Origin of the sequence: Enterococcus sp. AZ079, from assembly GCF_050547255.1 — a bacterium.
Lineage (GTDB): Bacteria > Bacillota > Bacilli > Lactobacillales > Enterococcaceae > Enterococcus_D > Enterococcus_D casseliflavus.
The window spans coordinates 508,880-528,424 of record NZ_CP172955.1 but is presented as its reverse complement, the minus strand read 5'-3'; the positions used below and the strand labels follow the sequence as shown (position 1 = coordinate 528,424).

The 19,545-nt window shown below is 44.4% G+C and carries 14 protein-coding genes; 1 reads left to right on the top strand and 13 read right to left on the bottom strand.

What is annotated here, in order from left to right:
- Nucleotides 1-38 precede the first annotated feature (38 nt).
- The 10 genes from IGJ15_RS02550 to xylB all read right to left on the bottom strand — a co-directional run bounded on the left by IGJ15_RS02550 (nucleotide 39) and on the right by xylB (nucleotide 15,378).
- Nucleotides 39-1,502: a family 43 glycosylhydrolase gene (locus IGJ15_RS02550; protein ID WP_430599264.1), complete on the bottom strand. Its 1,464-nt coding sequence runs from the start codon at nucleotides 1,500-1,502 to the stop codon at nucleotides 39-41.
- Nucleotides 1,503-3,773 carry an alpha-xylosidase gene (yicI, locus tag IGJ15_RS02545; protein ID WP_430599263.1) on the bottom strand — a complete coding sequence of 757 codons (2,271 nt, stop codon included), beginning with the start codon at nucleotides 3,771-3,773 and terminating at the stop codon, nucleotides 1,503-1,505. It abuts the gene before it with no gap.
- Nucleotides 3,770-4,669 (bottom strand): ROK family protein, encoded by a 900-nt coding sequence (locus IGJ15_RS02540; RefSeq protein ID WP_005228453.1) that lies wholly within the window; start codon nucleotides 4,667-4,669, stop codon nucleotides 3,770-3,772. Before IGJ15_RS02540 ends, yicI begins: the two co-directional genes overlap by 4 nt.
- A 144-nt stretch (nucleotides 4,670-4,813) precedes the next feature.
- Nucleotides 4,814-6,241: a 6-phospho-beta-glucosidase gene (locus tag IGJ15_RS02535; protein WP_010749936.1), complete on the bottom strand. Its 1,428-nt coding sequence runs from the start codon at nucleotides 6,239-6,241 to the stop codon at nucleotides 4,814-4,816.
- A 10-nt stretch (nucleotides 6,242-6,251) separates the two neighbouring features.
- The gene (locus IGJ15_RS02530) at nucleotides 6,252-8,102 is read right to left on the bottom strand and encodes a beta-glucoside-specific PTS transporter subunit IIABC (protein WP_010749937.1); all 1,851 of its coding nucleotides are present in this window, start codon (nucleotides 8,100-8,102) and stop codon (nucleotides 6,252-6,254) included.
- A 111-nt stretch (nucleotides 8,103-8,213) separates the two neighbouring features.
- Nucleotides 8,214-9,044, bottom strand: a complete 831-nt coding sequence (gene licT / locus IGJ15_RS02525) for a BglG family transcription antiterminator LicT (protein WP_010749938.1) — start codon at nucleotides 9,042-9,044, stop codon at nucleotides 8,214-8,216.
- 361 nt (nucleotides 9,045-9,405) lie between these two features.
- A complete protein-coding gene (locus IGJ15_RS02520) occupies nucleotides 9,406-10,812 on the bottom strand; it encodes a response regulator (protein WP_010749939.1) in 1,407 nt (468 codons plus the stop codon).
- A 36-nt stretch (nucleotides 10,813-10,848) separates the two neighbouring features.
- Nucleotides 10,849-12,315 carry a glycoside hydrolase family 1 protein gene (locus IGJ15_RS02515; protein ID WP_010749940.1) on the bottom strand — a complete coding sequence of 489 codons (1,467 nt, stop codon included), beginning with the start codon at nucleotides 12,313-12,315 and terminating at the stop codon, nucleotides 10,849-10,851.
- A gap of 141 nt (nucleotides 12,316-12,456) precedes the next feature.
- Nucleotides 12,457-13,764 (bottom strand): xylose isomerase, encoded by a 1,308-nt coding sequence (xylA, locus tag IGJ15_RS02510; protein ID WP_008380597.1) that lies wholly within the window; start codon nucleotides 13,762-13,764, stop codon nucleotides 12,457-12,459.
- 117 nt (nucleotides 13,765-13,881) lie between these two features.
- Nucleotides 13,882-15,378 carry a xylulokinase gene (gene xylB / locus IGJ15_RS02505; protein WP_430599261.1) on the bottom strand — a complete coding sequence of 499 codons (1,497 nt, stop codon included), beginning with the start codon at nucleotides 15,376-15,378 and terminating at the stop codon, nucleotides 13,882-13,884.
- A gap of 250 nt (nucleotides 15,379-15,628) precedes the next feature.
- Between xylB and IGJ15_RS02500 the strand changes: the two genes are divergently transcribed.
- Nucleotides 15,629-16,792, top strand: coding sequence for an ROK family transcriptional regulator (locus tag IGJ15_RS02500; RefSeq protein ID WP_010749942.1), 1,164 nt, complete (start codon nucleotides 15,629-15,631; stop codon nucleotides 16,790-16,792).
- Nucleotides 16,793-16,998: 206 nt separating this feature from the next.
- Here the strand turns inward: IGJ15_RS02500 and IGJ15_RS02495 are convergent, their stop codons facing one another.
- From IGJ15_RS02495 to uxuA, 3 genes are all read right to left on the bottom strand, one after another.
- Nucleotides 16,999-17,721 carry an HAD family hydrolase gene (locus tag IGJ15_RS02495; protein WP_010749943.1) on the bottom strand — a complete coding sequence of 241 codons (723 nt, stop codon included), beginning with the start codon at nucleotides 17,719-17,721 and terminating at the stop codon, nucleotides 16,999-17,001.
- A gap of 96 nt (nucleotides 17,722-17,817) precedes the next feature.
- Entirely contained in the window at nucleotides 17,818-18,435 is a 618-nt protein-coding gene (locus tag IGJ15_RS02490; protein WP_010749944.1) for a bifunctional 4-hydroxy-2-oxoglutarate aldolase/2-dehydro-3-deoxy-phosphogluconate aldolase, read from the bottom strand.
- Nucleotides 18,432-19,529, bottom strand: coding sequence for a mannonate dehydratase (gene uxuA, locus IGJ15_RS02485; RefSeq protein ID WP_010749945.1), 1,098 nt, complete (start codon nucleotides 19,527-19,529; stop codon nucleotides 18,432-18,434). Before uxuA ends, IGJ15_RS02490 begins: the two co-directional genes overlap by 4 nt.
- Nucleotides 19,530-19,545 lie beyond the last annotated feature (16 nt).

Genomic DNA, 19,545 nt, shown 5'->3' with positions numbered 1-19,545 from the left:
ATTTCTGAAACAGGAATCGAAGGGGGGCTTTTGATTGATTAGAAATCCCGCACATGAACGGTTTGTTGGGATGAAGAGGCGCTGGCATAGCAGCCTACCATGATCCCAGTAAAGACACCACCAACTTCAGTAGTCAGATATTTTGTTTCTCCCCTACCTAAAGGCTGTGCTTGTCCTTGCTCATCAACAACAGAAAAACGATAAGTTTCTTTATCGGCGCTCAGCTGCAAGGTGACTGTATCTGCTGCATAAGTCAGTTTCTTTTCCACTTTCCATAGGGAACCGATTTGTCGGCGGAAAACTAGCTGCTGACTGGACGCCGTTTTTTCCAAGTAGCCCTCATAGTGATGGGTGGCATTTAAGAAAACCGTCAATCCCGCTTGTCCATCCGTTAGTTGCCGACAATCAAAGGTTGCTTGAAATTGTTGATCAAAGGCGGTTTGCCGTTGGAACACAGCCGCAAGTTTGCCTTGATCAGACAGACCCGTCTGATTAGGATGCAGCAAGAAGCCATGCGGCTCTTCTTCAATCAACGTCGGGTCCCATTCGAATAAAGTCACGTAATCAGGCTTGCTGCTCTTCTTTTGTGTTTCCTTTGGTGCCGCCGCTGTGTCTACCTGAATGCTTTCTGGTAAATGACCTTCTTCGCCAAACTCCGGCCATGGGTTTGACCAGTCTACTGGCAGCAGGCATGTTTCCCGCCCTAACAAATGCCTCAAAGGATAGCTGATGGGGCGTACTGCTAGACAGACTGCCCACCAGTTGCCTTTAGTATCTTGCACGAGATCCGCATGCCCTGCGGCTTGCAGCGGCAGATTCGTACTGCGATTGGTCATCACTGGATTGTTGGGGCATGCTTCATAGGGTCCCGTCAAGGAACGGCTGCGGGCCATGGTCAGCATATGCCCATAGGACGTTCCGCCTTCGGAGATCAACAGGTAGTAATAACCGTCTTTTTTATACAAGTGGGGGCCTTCTGGATCAGCCGCTCCGCTGCCCGTCCAAATGTTTTGCCGCGGGCCTAGATCTCCAGAAGCCAAATCGATCGTCCGCAGATAGATCTCCTTATGGGTGCCTAAGTAATAGGTCTGTCCATCGTCATCTGCGAAAATTGTTGGGTCGATCCCAGGGGTGTCCAGCCAAATCGGGTCAGACCATTCACCAGCGATGTCATCCGTCCAAATCAGAAAATTGCCTTCTCCTCCTTCGTTTGCGCCAACATTGGTGCAAACGAGGTAAAAGCGGTCCTTGATGAAACCCAAGGTTGGGGCATACAGACCAAAAGCATTGGGGTTTTTCGTCGGTAGCTGCAACTGCTCAGGTCGCGAAAGTCCATGGCCAATCAGCTGCCAGTCTGCCAAGTTTTTACTGTGATAGATTGGTAATCCAGGAAAATATTCAAAGGTACTCGTCACCAGATAAAAGTCTTCACCGACACGGCAAATACTGGGATCTGGATGAAATCCAGGTAAAATTGGATTCGTGATGGTTCGCATGGGCATCTAGAACTCCTTTATCGTGGTTTGGTCAGCCGTCAGCTCATGGCTCGTTTTTCCAGCAGTCGTGTGTATCTGCAAGAATGCTTGCTGGATGCCAGTCAGCTTGACGATCAGTTCTTGATCGACTCTTTCGACAGCCACCTCACCAATCCACTCACCATGGTGATCATAGATAGCGGCAGCGGTCTTGTCTTGCGGATCAAAAAGATGGATCGTTGGATGTTGGGCATAGTCATAGACTGCTTTGGTTTGTTCATGGCCTTCGATAATGACTTGATTTGGTCGGACTAACAGTGGCAAGTGGAAATAGTCATAGGTTTCTTGGTACCAGCGTCCGCCCTCGTATGCTTTGCCAGATAAATAGTCGATCCAATGCCCCTTCGTTTTCGGTACGTAAAAGGAGACTGTTCCTTGATCATTAAAAATGGGCGCCACTAAAAGGTGTTCCCCCAGCATGTATTGGCGATCCAAATGATGGGTTATCTCGTCTTCAGGAAACTCTAAGACCATTGCCCGCATCATCGGAATCCCCGTTTGAGCGGTTAGCACCGATTGGGCTTGCAAGTAAGGCATCAAGGACAGTTTTAACTTGGTAAAGGCTTTAGCTACCGCCACGGCTTCGTCGTCATAGACCCATGGCACTTTGTATTCCCAGCTGCCATGGTAACGGCTATGGGAAGACAGCAGACCAAATTGTGTCCAGCGCTTGTAGAGGTCTGGAGTTGAGCCAGCTTCAAACCCTGAGATATCGTGGCTCCAATACCCAAAGCCGCCTAACCCAAAGGACAGACCTGCCCGCAGCGACTCTGCCATCGATGGATAATCTGAGGTACTGTCGCCGCCCCAGTGTACAGGCAAGCGTTGTGAACCAACCGAAGCTGCCCGCGCAAAAACGATGGCTTCTTCTGCTCCCTTGACTTCTTTCAGCAAGTCAAAGACGACCTTATTGTATAGATAGGCGTAATAATTGTGCATTTTTTCTGGATCAGAGCCATCATAGTACACCGCATCGGTGGGAATCCGTTCACCAAAATCCGTTTTGAAGCAATCCACCCCCATGTCTAATAAGGCACGCAGCTTGCTGTTGTACCAAGCGATCGCTTCAGGGTTGGTGAAGTCGACGACCGCCAAACCGGCTTGCCATTTGTCCCATTGCCAGACATCTCCATTGGCGCGTTTCAAAAAGTAGCCATTGGCCATCCCTTCATCAAACAAGGGTGATTTTTGCCCAATGTAAGGATTGATCCAGACACAGATTTTCAATCCTTTGGCTTTCAAGCGCTGCAGCATTTTTTCAGGTTCTGGGAAAGTTCGTTCATCCCATGTGAAGTTGCACCACTCGTATTCTTTCATCCATAAGCAGTCAAAATGAAAGACCTCAAGAGGGATATCACGTTCTGCCATACCGTCTACAAAAGACGTCACGGTTTGTTCATCATAATCCGTCAAGAACGAGGTACTTAGCCACAAACCAAAGGACCACGCAGGCGGCAACGACGGTTTCCCCGTCAAATCAGTGTAGCGCTGAATCACTTGTTTTAACTCATCGCCGGCAATCACAAAGTACTGCAGCGATTGTCCTGGATTGCTGAATTGAACACGCGAAACTTTTTCACTCCCCACTTCGAATTGCACCCGATCTGGTGAATTGACAAAGACGCCATACCCTTTATTACTTACATAAAAAGGAATATTTTTATAAGCTTGCTCTGTACCAGTGCCCCCGTCGGCATTCCAGATATCAACACTCTGGCCGTTCTTCACGAAATTTGTAAAGCGTTCCCCTAAACCATAGATCGTTTCTCCCACATCCAGGGTCAACTGTTCGCTGATATGGGTATTTGCTTGCGGATCGATCACTAAGGCTTTGCTGCGAGGCTTGCTTTGGGTAATCAGCTGTTCTTTGTAATAAAACGAAGCTGTCACATTTTCCTCTTTGGTGATTACGACTTGCAAGTCTCCCGAGCGAAAAACATATGATTGCTCGTCTTCTGAAATATCAGGAGTGATCGCTTCTGTCATCAATTCAAAATCGGGGGCTTTGGCTTGGACCCCTTTATAGTTATAGAGGGTGATCCCAATGATATTGCTTCTAGGGGTAGTGACTTCCATCGTTAACAATCCGCCATCCAGCGTTGCCCCTTTATGTCCGACATAGCTATAAGGCAGATATAAAACCAATTTGTTTTCTTCTTTACGGGCATCGTAGACATGCACCGCAAATTTCACATCAAATCCTTCACGAAATAACCAACCGCCATCTGAAAATTTCATTTTTTTCCTCCTTGTTGGATCAATGTCAACGCCCCTAACAGACCAGAATCATTATAGTAACGACAAGTCTCGATCGGCACTTGGAAATCTGGCCAATGGGGGTTCTCATTGATTGCTTGTTTGATTATAGCTAATAGATCAGGGTGTTGGCTGATGCCGCCGCCGATCAGTATTTTTTCGGGATTCATCGTGACAGCTAGGTTGTAAATCGCAAGTGCGACATAACGTGCCCACTGTTTCAGGATCTCCTGCGTTTCAGGATCACTCGACCGCTGTTGCATGATGGTTTCGCCTAAAATCTCCTCTGATTCAGGAATCGCTTTTGCCCGCCGATAGGCAGCAATCAGTCCTCTCGTTGAAGCTAGATCATGGAGGGTCGCAAAAGAAGATGCTTGAAAATCAGTGATCATCATTCCGAATTCTCCTGCCCGAAACCCATGTCCGTGAATCAACTGGCGCTGATGAACGAGCGCGCCACCAATACCGGTGCCTAATGTGATCATGACAAAATCTTGTACGTCAGCAGCATTGCCGGTAGAAAGTTCTGCTAAAGCAGCACATTTCGCATCATTTTCGATCCAGATCGGATAGGACTTGTTTAAACGCTGCTGCAGCTCTTGTACAACAGCACAGCCGTGTAAAGGAGCCAACGCCCCCGCCATGATCGCTCGGCCATTGACTGAATCAATGAAACCAGGAAAACTCAGCCCGATCCCTTCGATGACATGCACTTGCTCGACTTCTTTTATTTTGGCAGCTAAGGCAGCAAAAAATTCATCCCGCGTATTACTCGGGGTTTTGATTTTGCCTCGGTCCAGCCATTGATTCTTCTCCGTAAAAACCCCGAATTTGATATAGGTCCCCCCTACATCAAAGCACAGGCGTACATCTGTCATTTCTCCTCCTCCGTTCGAAAAGCGCTTACAGTTTCATTTAAATTATATAAAAGAAAAAAAAGAAAGCCTACTTCTTAGAATAGACTTTCTTACTATAAAAATTAGCTTTTTTCTGTCTCCGATAGGCAATAGGATACTTCTTTTTTATTTAAGCATTGCTCCATTTGAAGCAATGACTTCCTTATACCAATCAAAAGAATCTTTCTTGATTCGATCAAGCGAACCATTCCCTTCATTGTCACGGTCTACATAGATGAACCCATATCTTTTTCGCATTTCACCTGTAGTAAATGAGATGAGATCAATACAGCCCCATGCTGTATACCCAATCACATCAATGCCGTCTTCCTCGATGGCAAGCATCATTTGTTTGATGTGTTCAGCTAAATAGTCAATCCGTTCGGGATCATGAATGCCGGTTTCTGTCATTTGGTCATTAAAACCAAAGCCATTTTCCACAATAAAAATCGGCAGTTCATAACGGTCCTGCAAGAGATTCAGCATATAGCGCAATCCCATGTGGTCAATCGTCCAGCCCCATTCCGTCATCGTTGCATAAGGATTCGTTGTTAGCACACTGCTGCCCAACAAAGGATCATGTAGATAGTTTGCATCTGAGCGGGTAGATACTGTATTGCTTAAATAATAAGTAATACCGATATAATCAACGGTGCCGTTTGCCAAATCATCAAGATCGGCTTCTGTCACATCGATCGTGTACCCTTTTTTCTGCCATTCATTGAGAATTCTTTTTGGGTAGTGTCCACGGACATGTACATCTGTGAAATAGAGTTGATTATTATCTTCTTGTTGTGCTAACAATTGATCACGAGGATCAGAAGTCAGCGGGTAATTAGGTGTGGCAGCTAAACAGCAGCCAATTTGAAACTCAGGATTGATTTTTTTCGCAGCTGTGACGACCCGAGCTGAAGCAACAAACTGATAGTGAGCGGCTTGGTACATGCCTGCTAGTTTCTCCTCATCCTCGTCAAAGATCACACCAGAATTGGTAAAACTGTAAATTGGATTATCGATGATCCGCTGATTGTTGATCTCGTTAAATGTTAGCCAATACCGCACTTTTTCTTTGTAGCGTTCCATTACAGTTTGCGCAAAACGTTCAAAAAATCCGATCATCTTTCTGTTGCGCCAAGCCCCATAGGTTTCAACTAAATGATAGGGCATCTCGAAATGAGACAACGTCACAACAGGTTCTATTCCATATTTTTGCATCTCGTCAAAGACCTGATCGTAAAAATACAGCCCTTCTTCGTTCGGTAGTTGTTCATCTCCTAAAGGAAAAATTCGTGTCCATGCGATACTGATTCGCAAAGCTTTGAAACCCATTTCCGCAAAAAGTTTGATATCTTCCGGGTAACGATGGTAAAAATCAATGCCTTCATGATTCGGGTAATATTCCTCAGGCAAGATTGTGTTGGTAATTTTCCGAGGCCGGTCTTTCGTTCCTGCTGTCATCACATCGGCAATACTGATCCCTTTCCCGCCTTCTTGCCAAGCACCTTCCACTTGATGAGCGGAGATCGCACCGCCCCATAAAAAGTTTTCTTTCATTTTCAAACTCCTATCCTTCGTTGTTTACGGTAAACAGAATCCCTTCTGCTTCAATTGTTCCGGCCGTTGTTTCGTACTCGATTACTGTATCTGGTCCACAATTTGTAACGATCACGGGTGTCGATAATTGATAGCCTTTATCCAGAATCGCCTGCCGGTCAAAGGTCAACAAACGATCTCCTCGTGCAATTGTCGCACCATTTTCGACGTTAACATCAAAAAACTCACCATTTAGATTCACGGTATTCAATCCGACATGGATCAATAATTCAACCCCTTGATCAGATTTGATACCAATCGCATGCTTAGAAGGGAAAACAGCAACAACAGTACCTGCAAAAGGTGCCCGAATGATTCCTTCATCGGGGATGACCGCAATTCCTTGTCCAGCGATTCCGCTGGCGAAGACATCGTCTTCCACTTCTGCTAAAGGCATCACTTGTCCTTTTACCGGTGAATAAATCGGAGTTGCTGCATTGGTTAAGATACTTTCTACCTCTGATTCAGGCTCTGCTTCAAATTCTGTTAGTTCACTTTCCTTCACGCCGAAGAAATAAGCCAGTAGAGCTCCTGACAACAATGAAACGGTGATTCCGATCAGATAACCCACCAAAGGACTGTAAACAGGTAAGGAAAAAATATTATGGAAAACATACGCATTCATCGTCACACCAAAAGCGCCTAACACTGCTCCGCCTAAACCACCGGAAATAGCTACGATCGGCAAAAGTCTTTTGTAACGAAGAATAATCCCATAGACGATGGGCTCTGTCACGCCGGCAAAGAAGCCAGTCAATGCAACTGGGCCTGCCAAAGCCCGCATTTTCGAATGTTTTTTCGCTCGTAAGAAGAAGCCAACTGCAATCCCGATTTGAGCAAAAACAGCGGCCAATGCCATTCCTTCAATGGGGTCTCCACCTAATCTTGTCAGATTATCTAACGTTACAGGTGTAAAGCCCCAGTGCAAACCAAACATAACCATGAAGGTCATCCCGCCCCCTAAAACGATACCTGAAAGGATTCGGCTTTTTTCAAATAACCACATTACACTTCCTGATAAAAGATCCCCGAAAAAGGTGCCGAATGGACCAAAAAGGATAACGGTCAATGGAATCATGATCATCAAACTAAGCATTGGTACGGCAAACAATTGAATGTCTTTATAAATAATCTTTTTCAAAAATTTATCTACAAATTGATAAATGAAAATAGCCGCAAAAATCGGAAATAGGGTTGTGGCATAGTCCACGGCTTGAACTGGTATCCCTAAGAAATTTGTATTTTCCACGCCAATCAACCCAGTAAACTGAGGTTCCAACAATGCTGCACCAATCACGCCGCCAACGTACATGTTGGCACCTAATCTTTTCGACAACGTGATCCCTAAGAAAATCGGTAAAAAATAAAATATTGCATTACTCGCGGCACTCAAAATGATATAAGTAGAAGATTCTGCTGATAACCAATTAAATTGGGTCAAAACCGTCAGCAGTGCTTTTAGCATCCCCGAACCTGCTAGAGCAGGAATTAAAGGAGAAAAAGCACCTGAGATAATTTCAAATACGGCGTTCAAATTAAAACCTGTTTTTTTCGAAGAACCTGTTTCTTGATCTGATAACCCAGCCATAGCTGAGATCGTCGCATAGTAATCTGATACATTGCTGCCGATTACGACTTGATATTGTCCTCCACTTTGTACAACGGACATCACATAGGGTAGTTTTTGAAGTTCCCCTTTATTGGCCTTGGCGTCATCCTTCAAGCCAAAACGCAATCTCGTTGCACAATGAACCAAGCTATCGATATTTTTTTCACCACCGATCAAGCGAATGATCGCGGCACTTTCGTTTTCAAATTTCATAGTTATTCTCCTTTTGCGTATAATAAAAAGCGTGATCTAGAAGACACCTCAAACAAAAGACTCGTTTGAGTGCTCACTCTAGGTCACGCCTGCTTTACCAGTAACGATCCGTTAAGATGCCAATCGATTTAAATGTAAGGTTAAATACAACACTTCATCTTCAGTGATTTCCCACTGATACCTATTTTCCAGAAATTGCTTGATTTTCATAGCACACTCATAATCCAACGGATATTTCAGTTGAATCACATCTAATAAACTAGACGCTGGTTGAGCTGGTAGCTCATTGCTCATCTGTCGTTTAACAAAGTAGCGAATGTGAGTGATGAATCGGGAAAAATAAATAGAGTCTTGTCTGAATTCTTTGCCATAATGATAATTGATGATCGTCAAAATATCTTTCATGACTTTGGAAATCAGCATTGTTTCTTCCATTCCGTTGTTATCGCCTAAAAAATTCACGAAATGCAGCGTAATAAAAGCAGCCTCATCTTGCGGAATATTCAGATGTGTTCGCTTTTGCATCAGCTCAACCGCTTGAAGACCAATTTCATATTCTTTCGGGTACACCTGCTTTAATTCCCATTCTAGGGGTGTTTGAATTTTCATCCCTTCTCTTGCTCTCGTCAGAGCAAAACCGATATGGTCTGCAAGTGCCACTAGCAGTGCAGGATTGCTTTCGCATTGAAACGCTTCCTCAAACAATTTTAAAATATCGCTGGCCAGTTGCAGATCACGATATTCAATCCGTTTAAGCAGCTGTTCCAAATCTGCAATGCTTTTTTGGTCGTTAATGATGAATCGCTTTTCTATTTTCTTTTGATCGACAGTGTCGCCTGGCTTCAAACCAAAGCCGATGCCACTCCCCATCACAACTTCTTCTTGGTGATTGTCGTTCAGGACTAATGAAGCATTATTATTAAATACTTTGACGATTTCCATGGTCAACACCTCCTAAAATAAAACAAAAAAATAACGTCACCAACTAGCTATGATCTTTTTCCAAAACAAACGAATGGAGAAAATCTCATACCTGTGGTCACGCCTGCATTATCAGTAACGATCCGATGCACTTACTATACTTCAAAATGAAAACGACGTCAATAGCTTTTTTAAAGCATTTTCTTGTATGAGCTTCTGACGAGATTATTCAAAAAATGGCGACAAAAAAAGACGTGTTGTCTCTTGCTGCCGCCATGCGAACCTGTAATGCCGCTTTTTCTTTTCACAAATTTCTCTTTTCATTGCCTATGCGATGGACTGTTTTCCTGAAAAATAGCTGCTCATGTATCAGCGAATTTTCTTATGTTTTCCGAAACTCATTCGGTGAAACCTGATGGTATTGTTTGAACTTTTTGTAGAAATAATCAACATTGCTGTAGCCCACCAATTCAGCAACTTCGTAGACCATTAGATTGGAATGACGTAAGATTTCCACCGCTTTTTCCATTCGTACTTCATCCAAGAACGCCAAATAATTTTTCCCAGTTTCTTTGCGAAACTTCTTGCCTAGATAGGCACTATTGTAATTGAAACGTTCCCCGATTTTTTTCAAGGTCAAATCTTCTTGATAATGCTTTTTCGTGTATTGGATCAATTCTGCAATGATATCGATTTGGTTCAAACTGCTGGCGACTGTTGCTTGCAAGTCAGCTAGTTTTGCGGTGATCACCTCTTGCAGCATTGGAAACGTCTGGGCGAGAAAAATCTGCTGATGTACTTCGTCTGTCGACCATTCGATTGCTAAGGCTACTTTTTCACTGATTTGATGCTGCAGCCATTCGATGTCACCATTGATTTGCCATTTGATCTCTTCTTCCAATGCCAATGAATGATAAAAGGTTTGATAATAGCGGGATAACGGCTGTTCTAACGGATTGTTTGCCAAAATCGCCTTAACTAATTCTTCACGCAAATCGCTTCGTTCTTCTGCTTCTTGCGTCGTATCCAAAACATGGTGAGAAATGACTTGATTGGGAAATAAGAAAATCAATTTACTTAATGTCTGGATATCGATCATCAATGGCTTCAAGTTATCTTGCGCCGCAAACCAGCGGGAGATCAAGATTTCATGGTGAGCCATTTTTTTACGGCACCACGCATCGATCGCCTCGTCAGGAAAGCGTTCCTCGTTCAACAGAACCAAATACCGATGATGCCGATGGATCAAGGTGACGACTTGCGCCACTTGCTCCTGCAATTTCTCAACCAGCTTTTGGGCATCTGCCTCCTCGGAAAGACGCAATAGCTTGATGGCTTGTGCGTCTTTGATTCCCGTTTGATCCCCGCCAAACAATTTCTCCATCAACTGACTCTTCTGATTTTTCTGCTGATCGGTCTTGGCTTTTTGATCGATTTTCGTCAAAATACCGATCAGCTCTTCTTCGTCAACTGGTTTCAGCAAATAGGTCACAGCGCCCAGTTGCAAAGCTTGCTTGGCATAGTCAAAATCTGAGTAGCCGGATAAAATAATGGCAAAAAACAAAAGCCCTTCCTCCGATGCTGCTTGCACCATCTCAAGACCATTTTTTCCCGGCATACGGATATCAGCGATCACAACATCTGGCTTCAATTCGCGGATCATTGCCAAGCCAGCTTCGCCGTTTTCCGCCGACCCGACGATTTGATACCCCAGACGTTCCCAATCGATGATCAGAGGTAGCCCATTTCGGATCGATGCTTCATCGTCAACGATCAACACTTTACGCATTTTCCAACCTCCATTTTCAGCTACTCCTTCGTTACATCATGTTTCACTTGTCAAACTTGCCCCGTTGGTGCGAATCACCTCTTGATACCAATAAAAACTATCTTTCGGGATGCGCGCCAACTGACGTTCGCTTTGATTGTCGCGATCAACATAAACAAACCCATAGCGTTTTTTGTATCCATTCAACCAACTCAGTAGATCTGTAAAGGACCAAGCACAATAGCCGATCAGCTCAACCCCATCCGTGATGGCCTTTTGCAGTTCCACCAGATGTTCCTGCAAATAGGTGATGCGATATGGGTCATGGATCTGTTTGTCTTCTGTCAATTGATCGATAGCGCCTAACCCATTTTCAGTAATAAAAATCGGCAAGTCATAATTGGCTTGGATGCGCCGCAAGGCTACACGGAAACCAACGGGATCGATCTCCCAGCCCCAATCTGTTTTTTTCAAGTGAGGATTTTCTGCTGTCGCAAACATGGTTTCTTCGGGTGAGAACTCACCAGCTGCCGCTTGCATCAAATACGGATCGACTTTAGAAAATTCTTTCTTTTCAGCTGACTGCTTTTGCAAATTGTTTTGCTGGGCCGTCCCACCGTGATAGTAATTGATTCCTAAGAAATCAGGTTTTGCCTGTTTTAATAGTGCTTGATCTTCTGGAGTGACTTCAGGAGCCAAGCCAACTTTGGCTAATTGCTTGTACACAAATTTCGGGTATTCGCCTTTGCAATAGACATCTAAAAACCATGCGTTGTTGAAGGCTTCGCCATTTTCTGCTGCTAGCACATCTTCTGGGTCACAGCTAAACGGATACATCGGTCCATAGCCAAAACTTGGACCGATCTTGCCCTGAGGAACCAGCTCATGGAACAAATTGATCGCCTTAGCATTGGCAAGGTTGATGATATGATTGGCTGCATACATCCGTTTTAAGTCCTTCAAGCCCGGCGGATGTGCCGCCCAACGGTACCCAAGAGAAGTGAAGACATTTTGTTCATTCATGGTGACCCAATAGGTGACTTTCTTTCCTAGGCGTTCAAAAAGGATCCGGCAATACCGTTCAAATGCTTCTGCTGTTTCTCGGCCTTCCCATCCTTGATATTTGTCTTGCAAAGCCTGGGGAAGGTCCCAATGATACAGCGTCAAAATCGGCTCTACTCCTTGCCGAAGCAATTCGTCCACCAGCTTTTCGTAAAACGCCACACCCGCTTCATTGATCGCGCCTTCGCCATCAGGCAAGATTCGCGACCACGCCACGCTGAAGCGATAGGCTTTCAAGCCCATTTGCTTCATCAAAGCAACATCTTCTTTGTACCGATGGTAATGATCGATCGCCACTTTGCCGTTGGTTTCCTCAAAAGTATTGCCAGGAATTTGGGCATAGGTGTCCCAAATCGACGGACCTTTGCCGTCTTCTGCCCATGCTCCTTCAATTTGATAGGCCGCCGAAGCTGCCCCCCATAAGAAGTTTTCTGGGAAAGGATCTAAGTTTGTGTGAAACATCAAGTTGCCTCCTTCATTTCCTAAACCGAAATAAATCGGTTACATTTTATCGTATCATAATTTGGTTGATTCGTAACAATTGCCAAAAGATATTTTTTAGGTGAAAAAACTGCCGCTCCTCAGAACGACAGTCGTTTCTTATTAAAACAGGTAATCATTCAAACGAGATTTCACATATTCAATGTGGCTGGATTCTAATTCGATTTGATCATGAGCCAATGCGTAATCTGTCAGTGTTTCTAAGTTTTCCTCATCAGCAACGATCTTCGCTCCGATGCCTTCTTGGAAAGAAGCATACCGTTTTTCCTTCAACTCGTCTAAGAAGCGGTCTTCTTTTAGTTTCGCTGCTGCTTTCAACGCTCTGGCATACGTATCCATACCAGCGATGTGGGCTAACAACAGATCTTCCATTTCAAATGACGAACGACGGACTTTAGAATCGAAATTGATTCCTCCCGGTGCGATGCCGCCGTTTTCTAAGACTTCGTATAAAGCAAGTGTCGAGTCAAAGACGTTGGTTGGGAATTCATCCGTATCCCATCCTAACAGCATATCTCCTTGGTTGGCATCCAGTGAGCCTAATGCGTTATAGCTGCGGGCAACAGCGATTTCATGTTCAAAGGTATGACCAGCTAATGTTGCATGATTGGCTTCTAGGTTTAATTTAAAATCTCCTTCTAAGCCGTAGTGCTGAATGAAGGCCATCGTTGTCGCTGCATCAAAATCATATTGATGTTTTGATGGTTCTTTTGGTTTCGGCTCTAATAAGAACTGAGGTTTATGACCGATTTTTTCGCCATAAGCGATCGCCATTTTGAATAGACGGGCGATGTTGTCTTGTTCAAATTTCATGTCTGTATTCAACAAGGTTTCATAGCCTTCACGGCCACCCCAGAAGACATAGTTTTCGCCGCCTAATTTTTTCGAGATGTCTAAGCCTTTTTTGACTTGGGCTGCCGCATACGCATAAACTTCCGCATTATTGGTGGAAGCAGCGCCGTTATTGAAACGAGGATGTGAGAACATATTTGCTGTATTCCATAATAGTTTGATCCCCGTTTGTTCCATTTTTTCTTTGATCAAATCGGTGATTTCGTCTAAGTTTTGGAAAAATTCTTCTAACGTTTCTCCTGCAGGTGCCACGTCTACATCATGGAAACAGAAGAACTCTGCCCCTAATTTTTCGCAAATCTCGAAGAAGGCTTCTACTCGATTTTTCGCCGTTTCCATTTCGGTGTCACCAATCCACGTCCGTTTGTTGACAGGTGCGCCAAAAGGATCAGAACCGTCTTGCGTCATCGTATGCCAATAGGCGATTGCAAAACGTAGATGATCTTTCATTTTCTTGCCTAAAACAACTTCTTCGGCATCGTAGTGGCGAAATGCAAACATATTGTCTGTTTTAGGACCTTCGTAGCGGATTTTTTCGATCTCTGGGAAATAAGTCATTGTTGTTGCCTCCATTTTATGTTTTTTAGTGTAATAAACTAACTTACTTGTTTCCAATCATTTAGAACCAAAAACGATTCCTCGCTTTGATCAAGTAGATTGCCTGCTGCCATTACGCTACTCGATTTGCGCCAATGCATGGCAGACAGGTGCGGTTTGTTGGTAGACGGTGCGGTAGATCGCATAGATTTCTTGGTATTTGGCGACATTTTCAGGAATCGGTGCAATGGCCTTGCCGTATTTGACAAAGGCGTTAACACAGGCAGCTGCATCTGGATAAATGCCACTGCCGATTGCTGCCAGCATTGCTGCGCCCATACCTGGACCTTGCTCAGTAGACAAAGTCAGCATTTCTGCATTAAAAATATCGGCTTGCATTTGCAGCCATTCGGCATTTTTCGCACCGCCCCCCACAGAAACGATCTGGGTGAATTTCCGCTGTGCCCGTTCTTCCATGATCATTTGGGAATCTTTCAAAGAGAAGGTGATCCCTTCTAAGACGGCACGACTGAAATGCTTTTCGCGATGCCGTGTGTCGATGCCGATAAAACTACCCCTGATTTGGCTGTCGGTATGCGGTGTGCGTTCGCCCACGATATAAGGCGTAAACAGCAGGCCTTCTGCCCCTGGGTTTACCTCACTGATCGCTGAAAGCAATTCCTGAAACGATTGGTTGGGGGCAAACGTATCACGATACCAGCTTAAGGAATTTCCAGCGGCTAACGTGACCCCCATTGAATACAACTTGTCTTTGATCGCATGACGGAAAAGGTGTAGATCTCCTTGATAATCAACCTCTTGCGCTTCTTCAAAGGATAAGAACACACCACTCGTGCCAATCGACACCATGCCGACACCTTCGGCGATGATCCCTGAACCTAATGCAGCACAGGCATTGTCTGCGCCACCTGCATAGATCGTCACCTCTTGTTCAAACCCAAAGGCTTCTTGCAGCTCTTTTCGCATTTGCCCCACAGGCGCTGCTGATTCAAAAAGCGGCGGCAGTAAATCCGATGCGATTGCGAATTTTTCTAGAATGGCTTCAGACCAGCACTTCTTTTCGATATCCAGCAGTAACGTACCCGCTGCATCGGAATAATCCATCGAATAGTTCCCAGTCAGCCAAAAAGCCAAGTAGTCTTTTGGCAGCATCATGTGACGAACTTGTTGCCAATGTTCAGGCTCGTGTTCTTGGACCCATAAAATTTTTGGTAAGGTGAACCCTTCCAAAGCAACATTCTTGGTGATTGCTTTTATTTCCTCTCCAAAGGATGCCATGATCGCTTGGCATTGTTTGGTGGTTCGAACGTCATTCCATAATATTGCCGGACGAATGACTCGGTTTTCTTCATCCAATAAAACAAGACTATGCATTTGCCCAGAAAAGCTGACGCCGATCAATTCCTTTTGCAGCGTTGGAAGCTGCTGGATCAAGGTTTTGATCACCTTATCTGCCGCCTCTTGCCAATGCACCGGCTCTTGCTCACTGAACCCCGGTCTAGGGGATGACAATGGATAGTCAGCACTTGCTGTTCCTTGGAGTTCCCCGGTTTGATCAAAAACTAAGCCTTTTAACGCACTTGTTCCTAGATCCAACCCCAAAAAATAAGCCATCTCTTCTCTCCTTCCTCTGTTTGAAGCAGTTAACCATTGACCCTTAATCGGTTAATTAGCATTCAAAACTAACTAATTGGATAGTAAACGATTCTCGCATTCCTGTCAAGCGCTTTCAACGAATCTTTCATGGTTTTTCCTTCTCAAACTGCTGCTCCTACATTCTGCGTCTTTTCTTTATTCTTCAGCTTGCACAATATTAATTTGCACGGTAAACTAACACTAATCACATCTACGAAGAGGAGAATACATGATTATCAATAAAATGGGCATACGCGAACAAAATGAAGCGGCTGTATTGAAGACGATCATTGACAATGAAAATGTGTCACGAGCGGAAGTGTCAAATTTGACCCATCTCAATAAAGCGTCTGTTTCTCAAATAACCAAAAAACTGATCGACACGGACTTCGTGCGCGAAGTCGGCATTGGGGATTCCACTTCGATCGGTGGTCGCAAACCGATTCAATTGCAATTCAACCACCGCAGTAGCTTAGCTGTTACCTTTGACATCGGCTATAACTATGTTCGTGGAATGCTCTCTTATATCAATGGCGAGATGATCGCCTCCGCCGATCATTCCCATGAATTGATCACCAAAGAAAATGTACTGGCGACGATCGATTCTATGATGAAAGAATTTTGGCCGCAAATGCCGCAAACCACTCATGGATTAGTAGGAATCTGTTTGGCGATCCACGGCATCGTTCACAATCAGACGATCACCTTTGCCCCCTACTACGACTTGGAACACTTTGATTTGATCGCCCCTTTGAGCCAAAAATACAATACGGCGGTCTATATAGAGAACGAAGCCAATCTGACGGCTTTAGGCGAGTACTGTTTTTCTTCTGATTCCACGAATTTACTGAGCGTCAGCGTCCATAGTGGGATCGGTGTCGGAATCATCGTTGATGGGCAGCTACAAACCGGTACTCACGGCATGGCGGGGGAAGTTGGCCATTCTACGCTCTTTCCTCACGGCAACTTGTGTCCTTGCGGCAATCGAGGCTGCTTAGAGCAATATGCCTCGAACAAAGTCTTGTTTGACACCTACAGTCACTATACAAAAACTGCGTTCGTTAATTCGGATACCTTTGCACAAGCCTACCATGTCGGAGAAAAGTCAGCAGTCGAATTGGCGCAACAAAATGTTGAGTTTCTTAGTATTGGGCTAAACAATGTCATCACTTTTTCTGATCCCGAAGAAGTCTATATCAACAGCTCGGTCTATCGCAAAATTCCTGATTTATTACTGGCGCTGCAACAAAAATTGACCAGCCAGTTCACCAAAAACACGAAGATCAAAAACAGTCGATTAGGCGATCAGGCCCCGCTGTTTGGCGGCAACGTTTTAGTGGCGAAACATTTCTTGAATATCAACGATTTGCGCTTTGCGGCACTTGATTTGTAGCAACTGATACGCTAAATAAACGCTGGACTGAAGGAGCAGTCCAGCGTTTTCTCTTTTCACAGTAAAGAACTTTCGCTATTCTTTGAATCCTGCGACAGTTATAATACCAATTCTATACTTCAATAGAAAAAAGTCATCCAAAAACTTATTGATCGCTGACTACCTGTTTTTGCGAGATGCTATGCAGGAAAATCCGTACGATTTGATCAATCCCAAGAAAAATGATTCACGACTAGCCAGTCTTTAACTTCCGTCAGATCAGAAAAAGTTTTCACCTGTGCAGCTACTTCTTGCTCAAGTTTTGGCTGTTTAAGCAAAGGATACTTCCCATTTTTCTTGACTGGCAAAGCACTCAAATCATCCGCAATCAGAAAAGCTGGGATTTCGGCTTGTTTTGCGGCTTTTATGCCAGCTAGAGAATCTTCTAATACCAAGGCTTCTTCAGGCTTTACGCTTAATTGTTGGCAAGCTGTTAGAAAGATTTCTGGATCAGGTTTGCCCTTTCGCACTTGATCCCCAGAAACCACTGTATCAAACCAATCTGGCATCTGTTCCATTTCAAAGTACGCCTTGATTTTTTCTTTCGATGAAGAGGATGCCACGGCCATCAAGCAATCCTGTTTTTTTAATGCTTCCAACAGTTCAAGAAGGCCGGGCTTTTTGAATACCCGTTTTTCTTCAGCTAAAATCACTTCTTTCTGAAGATTCATCGCTTCTCGCCATCGATCCGTTGGTACCGTACTGCCATAAAGTTCCTGCATCCCTTTACGAATATCTGCTTCCGTTCTGCCAGTCAGGTAATAATAAACTTCTTGGCAAACTTCAAAATCATATTCCTCCGCGGCTCTTAAATAAGCGCGGTAAGCTAGACGACCTGTTTCAAACATCAAACCGTCCATATCAAAAATCACCAGTTTTATCTTTTTCATCCTATAGCCTCCTTTACTTTTCTGCGAATAAAAAAGCAATGGTACCAAAATCCTCTGGAACCCATTGCTTCACCTTGTTTATTTACAGCTGACTGCTCAACTTAGCAATGATTTTACATGCGCCAAATGGCTGTCAGCCTTTTCCCGACCTTCTTTTACTAGTGATTCTGAAAGAATGAAGGAGCCGCCAACTGCTAGCACTTGCGGATCAGATAAATAGTCTTGCATATTTTCGAGGTTGATTCCGCCAGTTGGGACAAATCGAATATCATAAAACGGACCACTGAGGGCTTTGATTGCCGGCAAGCCCCCGTAGATATCCGCAGGGAAAAATTTCACAACTGATAAGCCATAATCCATTGCCCGTTGAATGTCATTTGGCGTAGCTGTCCCTGGAAACACTGGAATGTTTTCGGCAAGACAAAATTCCACCACATCAGGTACAAGAGCAGGGGAAACAATAAAGCGCGCCCCTTTCTCAACCGCTGCTTTCGCTTGTTCTAAGGTGCGGACCGTGCCTGCGCCTACGATCAATTTGCCCGATTGAGAGAGTTTTTCAATCGCTTCTAAAGCAAGGTCACTGCGGAAGGTCACTTCAATAAAATACAGTTCATGCTCAATCAGCAGTGATTCTACTACTGGCAAATAGGTAAGGTCTGTTGCAGTGTAAAGAGGCAACACCCTTGTTTTTGCCAATTGTTCATAGAGTGTCATACGCTCTCTCCTCCCTTCGTTCCCCTCGATTGCATTTGTTCTTTCAAGACGGCTTCATGAAGCCCTTGAAGATAACTGATACCAATCGCGCGATCATACAGACCATAGCCTGGCATCGCCACTTCCCCCCAGATCGTCCGCCCGTGATCAGGACGGATGACACCATCAAAACCGACCTCAACCAAGGCTTTCATAATGGCATACATATCTAACGATCCTTCAGTGGAAAGATGGGCAGATTCTTTAAATTTGCGTTCCCCCATAAACAACACATTGCGAAAATGAACAAAGTTGATGCGGCCTTTTAAGCCATGAACGATCTCCACCATGTCGTTTTCTGGATCGGCACCTAACGAACCGGTGCACAACGTCACCCCATTATAAGGCGAATCCACGATGGCCATGATTTTTTTCAAGTCCTCTAAATTTTTGGTGATCCGTGGCAAACCAAAAATTTCCCAAGGTGGATCGTCCGGATGGATCGCCATTTTCACATCTACTTCTTCACACACAGGAATGATCCGCTTTAAGAAATAGCTTAAGTTATCAAAGAGGATCTCTTGAGTGACCCCTTCATAAGTTGCCATCAAACGCTGGAACTTTTTCAGTCGTTCTTCTTCCCAACCTGGTAATTTAAAGCCTTTTGATTGGCTATGGATCAGCGTATACATCTCACTAGGTTCCATATCATCCACAACGGCTTGATCATAGAGCAAAGAGAAGCTGCCATCCTCGTTTTGATAAAATAGATTTGTTTTTGCCCAGCCGAAGATCGGTTTGAAGCTATAGCAGATCATATGTACATCACAAGCTGCTAAATTCCGAATCGTTTGAATATATTGATCGATGTAGTGATCCCGTTCCTCTGTTCCAGCTTTGATCGCATCGTGGATCGCGACACTCTCAATCCCTAATAGCGAAAGATGCTCTTTTTCAATTGATGCTTTTAGTGCGTTGATTTCGGAAACCTCCCATACATCTCCGGGCATTTTATTCAGAAGTGTTCCTACAATGCCGTGCATTCCTGGAATTTGTCGAATATTCGTTAACGGGATCGTATCCCCTTCCCCGTACCATCGAAACCCCCATTGCATTTGCTGTCATCCTTTC

Excerpts from the sequence above, each read along its gene's own strand:
- yicI (WP_430599263.1), bottom strand. The coding sequence starts at position 3,773 with ATGAAATTTTCAGATGGCGGTTGGTTATTTCGTGAAGGATTTGATGTG.
- IGJ15_RS02530 (WP_010749937.1), bottom strand. The coding sequence starts at position 8,102 with ATGAAATTTGAAAACGAAAGTGCCGCGATCATTCGCTTGATCGGTGGT.
- IGJ15_RS02490 (WP_010749944.1), bottom strand. The coding sequence starts at position 18,435 with ATGACACTCTATGAACAATTGGCAAAAACAAGGGTGTTGCCTCTTTAC.
- IGJ15_RS02495 (WP_010749943.1), bottom strand. The coding sequence starts at position 17,721 with ATGAAAAAGATAAAACTGGTGATTTTTGATATGGACGGTTTGATGTTT.
- IGJ15_RS02520 (WP_010749939.1), bottom strand. The coding sequence starts at position 10,812 with ATGCGTAAAGTGTTGATCGTTGACGATGAAGCATCGATCCGAAATGGG.
- IGJ15_RS02550 (WP_430599264.1), bottom strand. The coding sequence starts at position 1,502 with ATGCCCATGCGAACCATCACGAATCCAATTTTACCTGGATTTCATCCA.
- IGJ15_RS02500 (WP_010749942.1), top strand. The coding sequence starts at position 15,629 with ATGATTATCAATAAAATGGGCATACGCGAACAAAATGAAGCGGCTGTA.
- xylA (WP_008380597.1), bottom strand. The coding sequence starts at position 13,764 with ATGACTTATTTCCCAGAGATCGAAAAAATCCGCTACGAAGGTCCTAAA.
- IGJ15_RS02535 (WP_010749936.1), bottom strand. The coding sequence starts at position 6,241 with ATGAAAGAAAACTTTTTATGGGGCGGTGCGATCTCCGCTCATCAAGTG.
- licT (WP_010749938.1), bottom strand. The coding sequence starts at position 9,044 with ATGGAAATCGTCAAAGTATTTAATAATAATGCTTCATTAGTCCTGAAC.
- xylB (WP_430599261.1), bottom strand. The coding sequence starts at position 15,378 with ATGGCTTATTTTTTGGGGTTGGATCTAGGAACAAGTGCGTTAAAAGGC.
- IGJ15_RS02540 (WP_005228453.1), bottom strand. The coding sequence starts at position 4,669 with ATGACAGATGTACGCCTGTGCTTTGATGTAGGGGGGACCTATATCAAA.
- uxuA (WP_010749945.1), bottom strand. The coding sequence starts at position 19,529 with ATGCAATGGGGGTTTCGATGGTACGGGGAAGGGGATACGATCCCGTTA.
- IGJ15_RS02515 (WP_010749940.1), bottom strand. The coding sequence starts at position 12,315 with ATGTTTCACACAAACTTAGATCCTTTCCCAGAAAACTTCTTATGGGGG.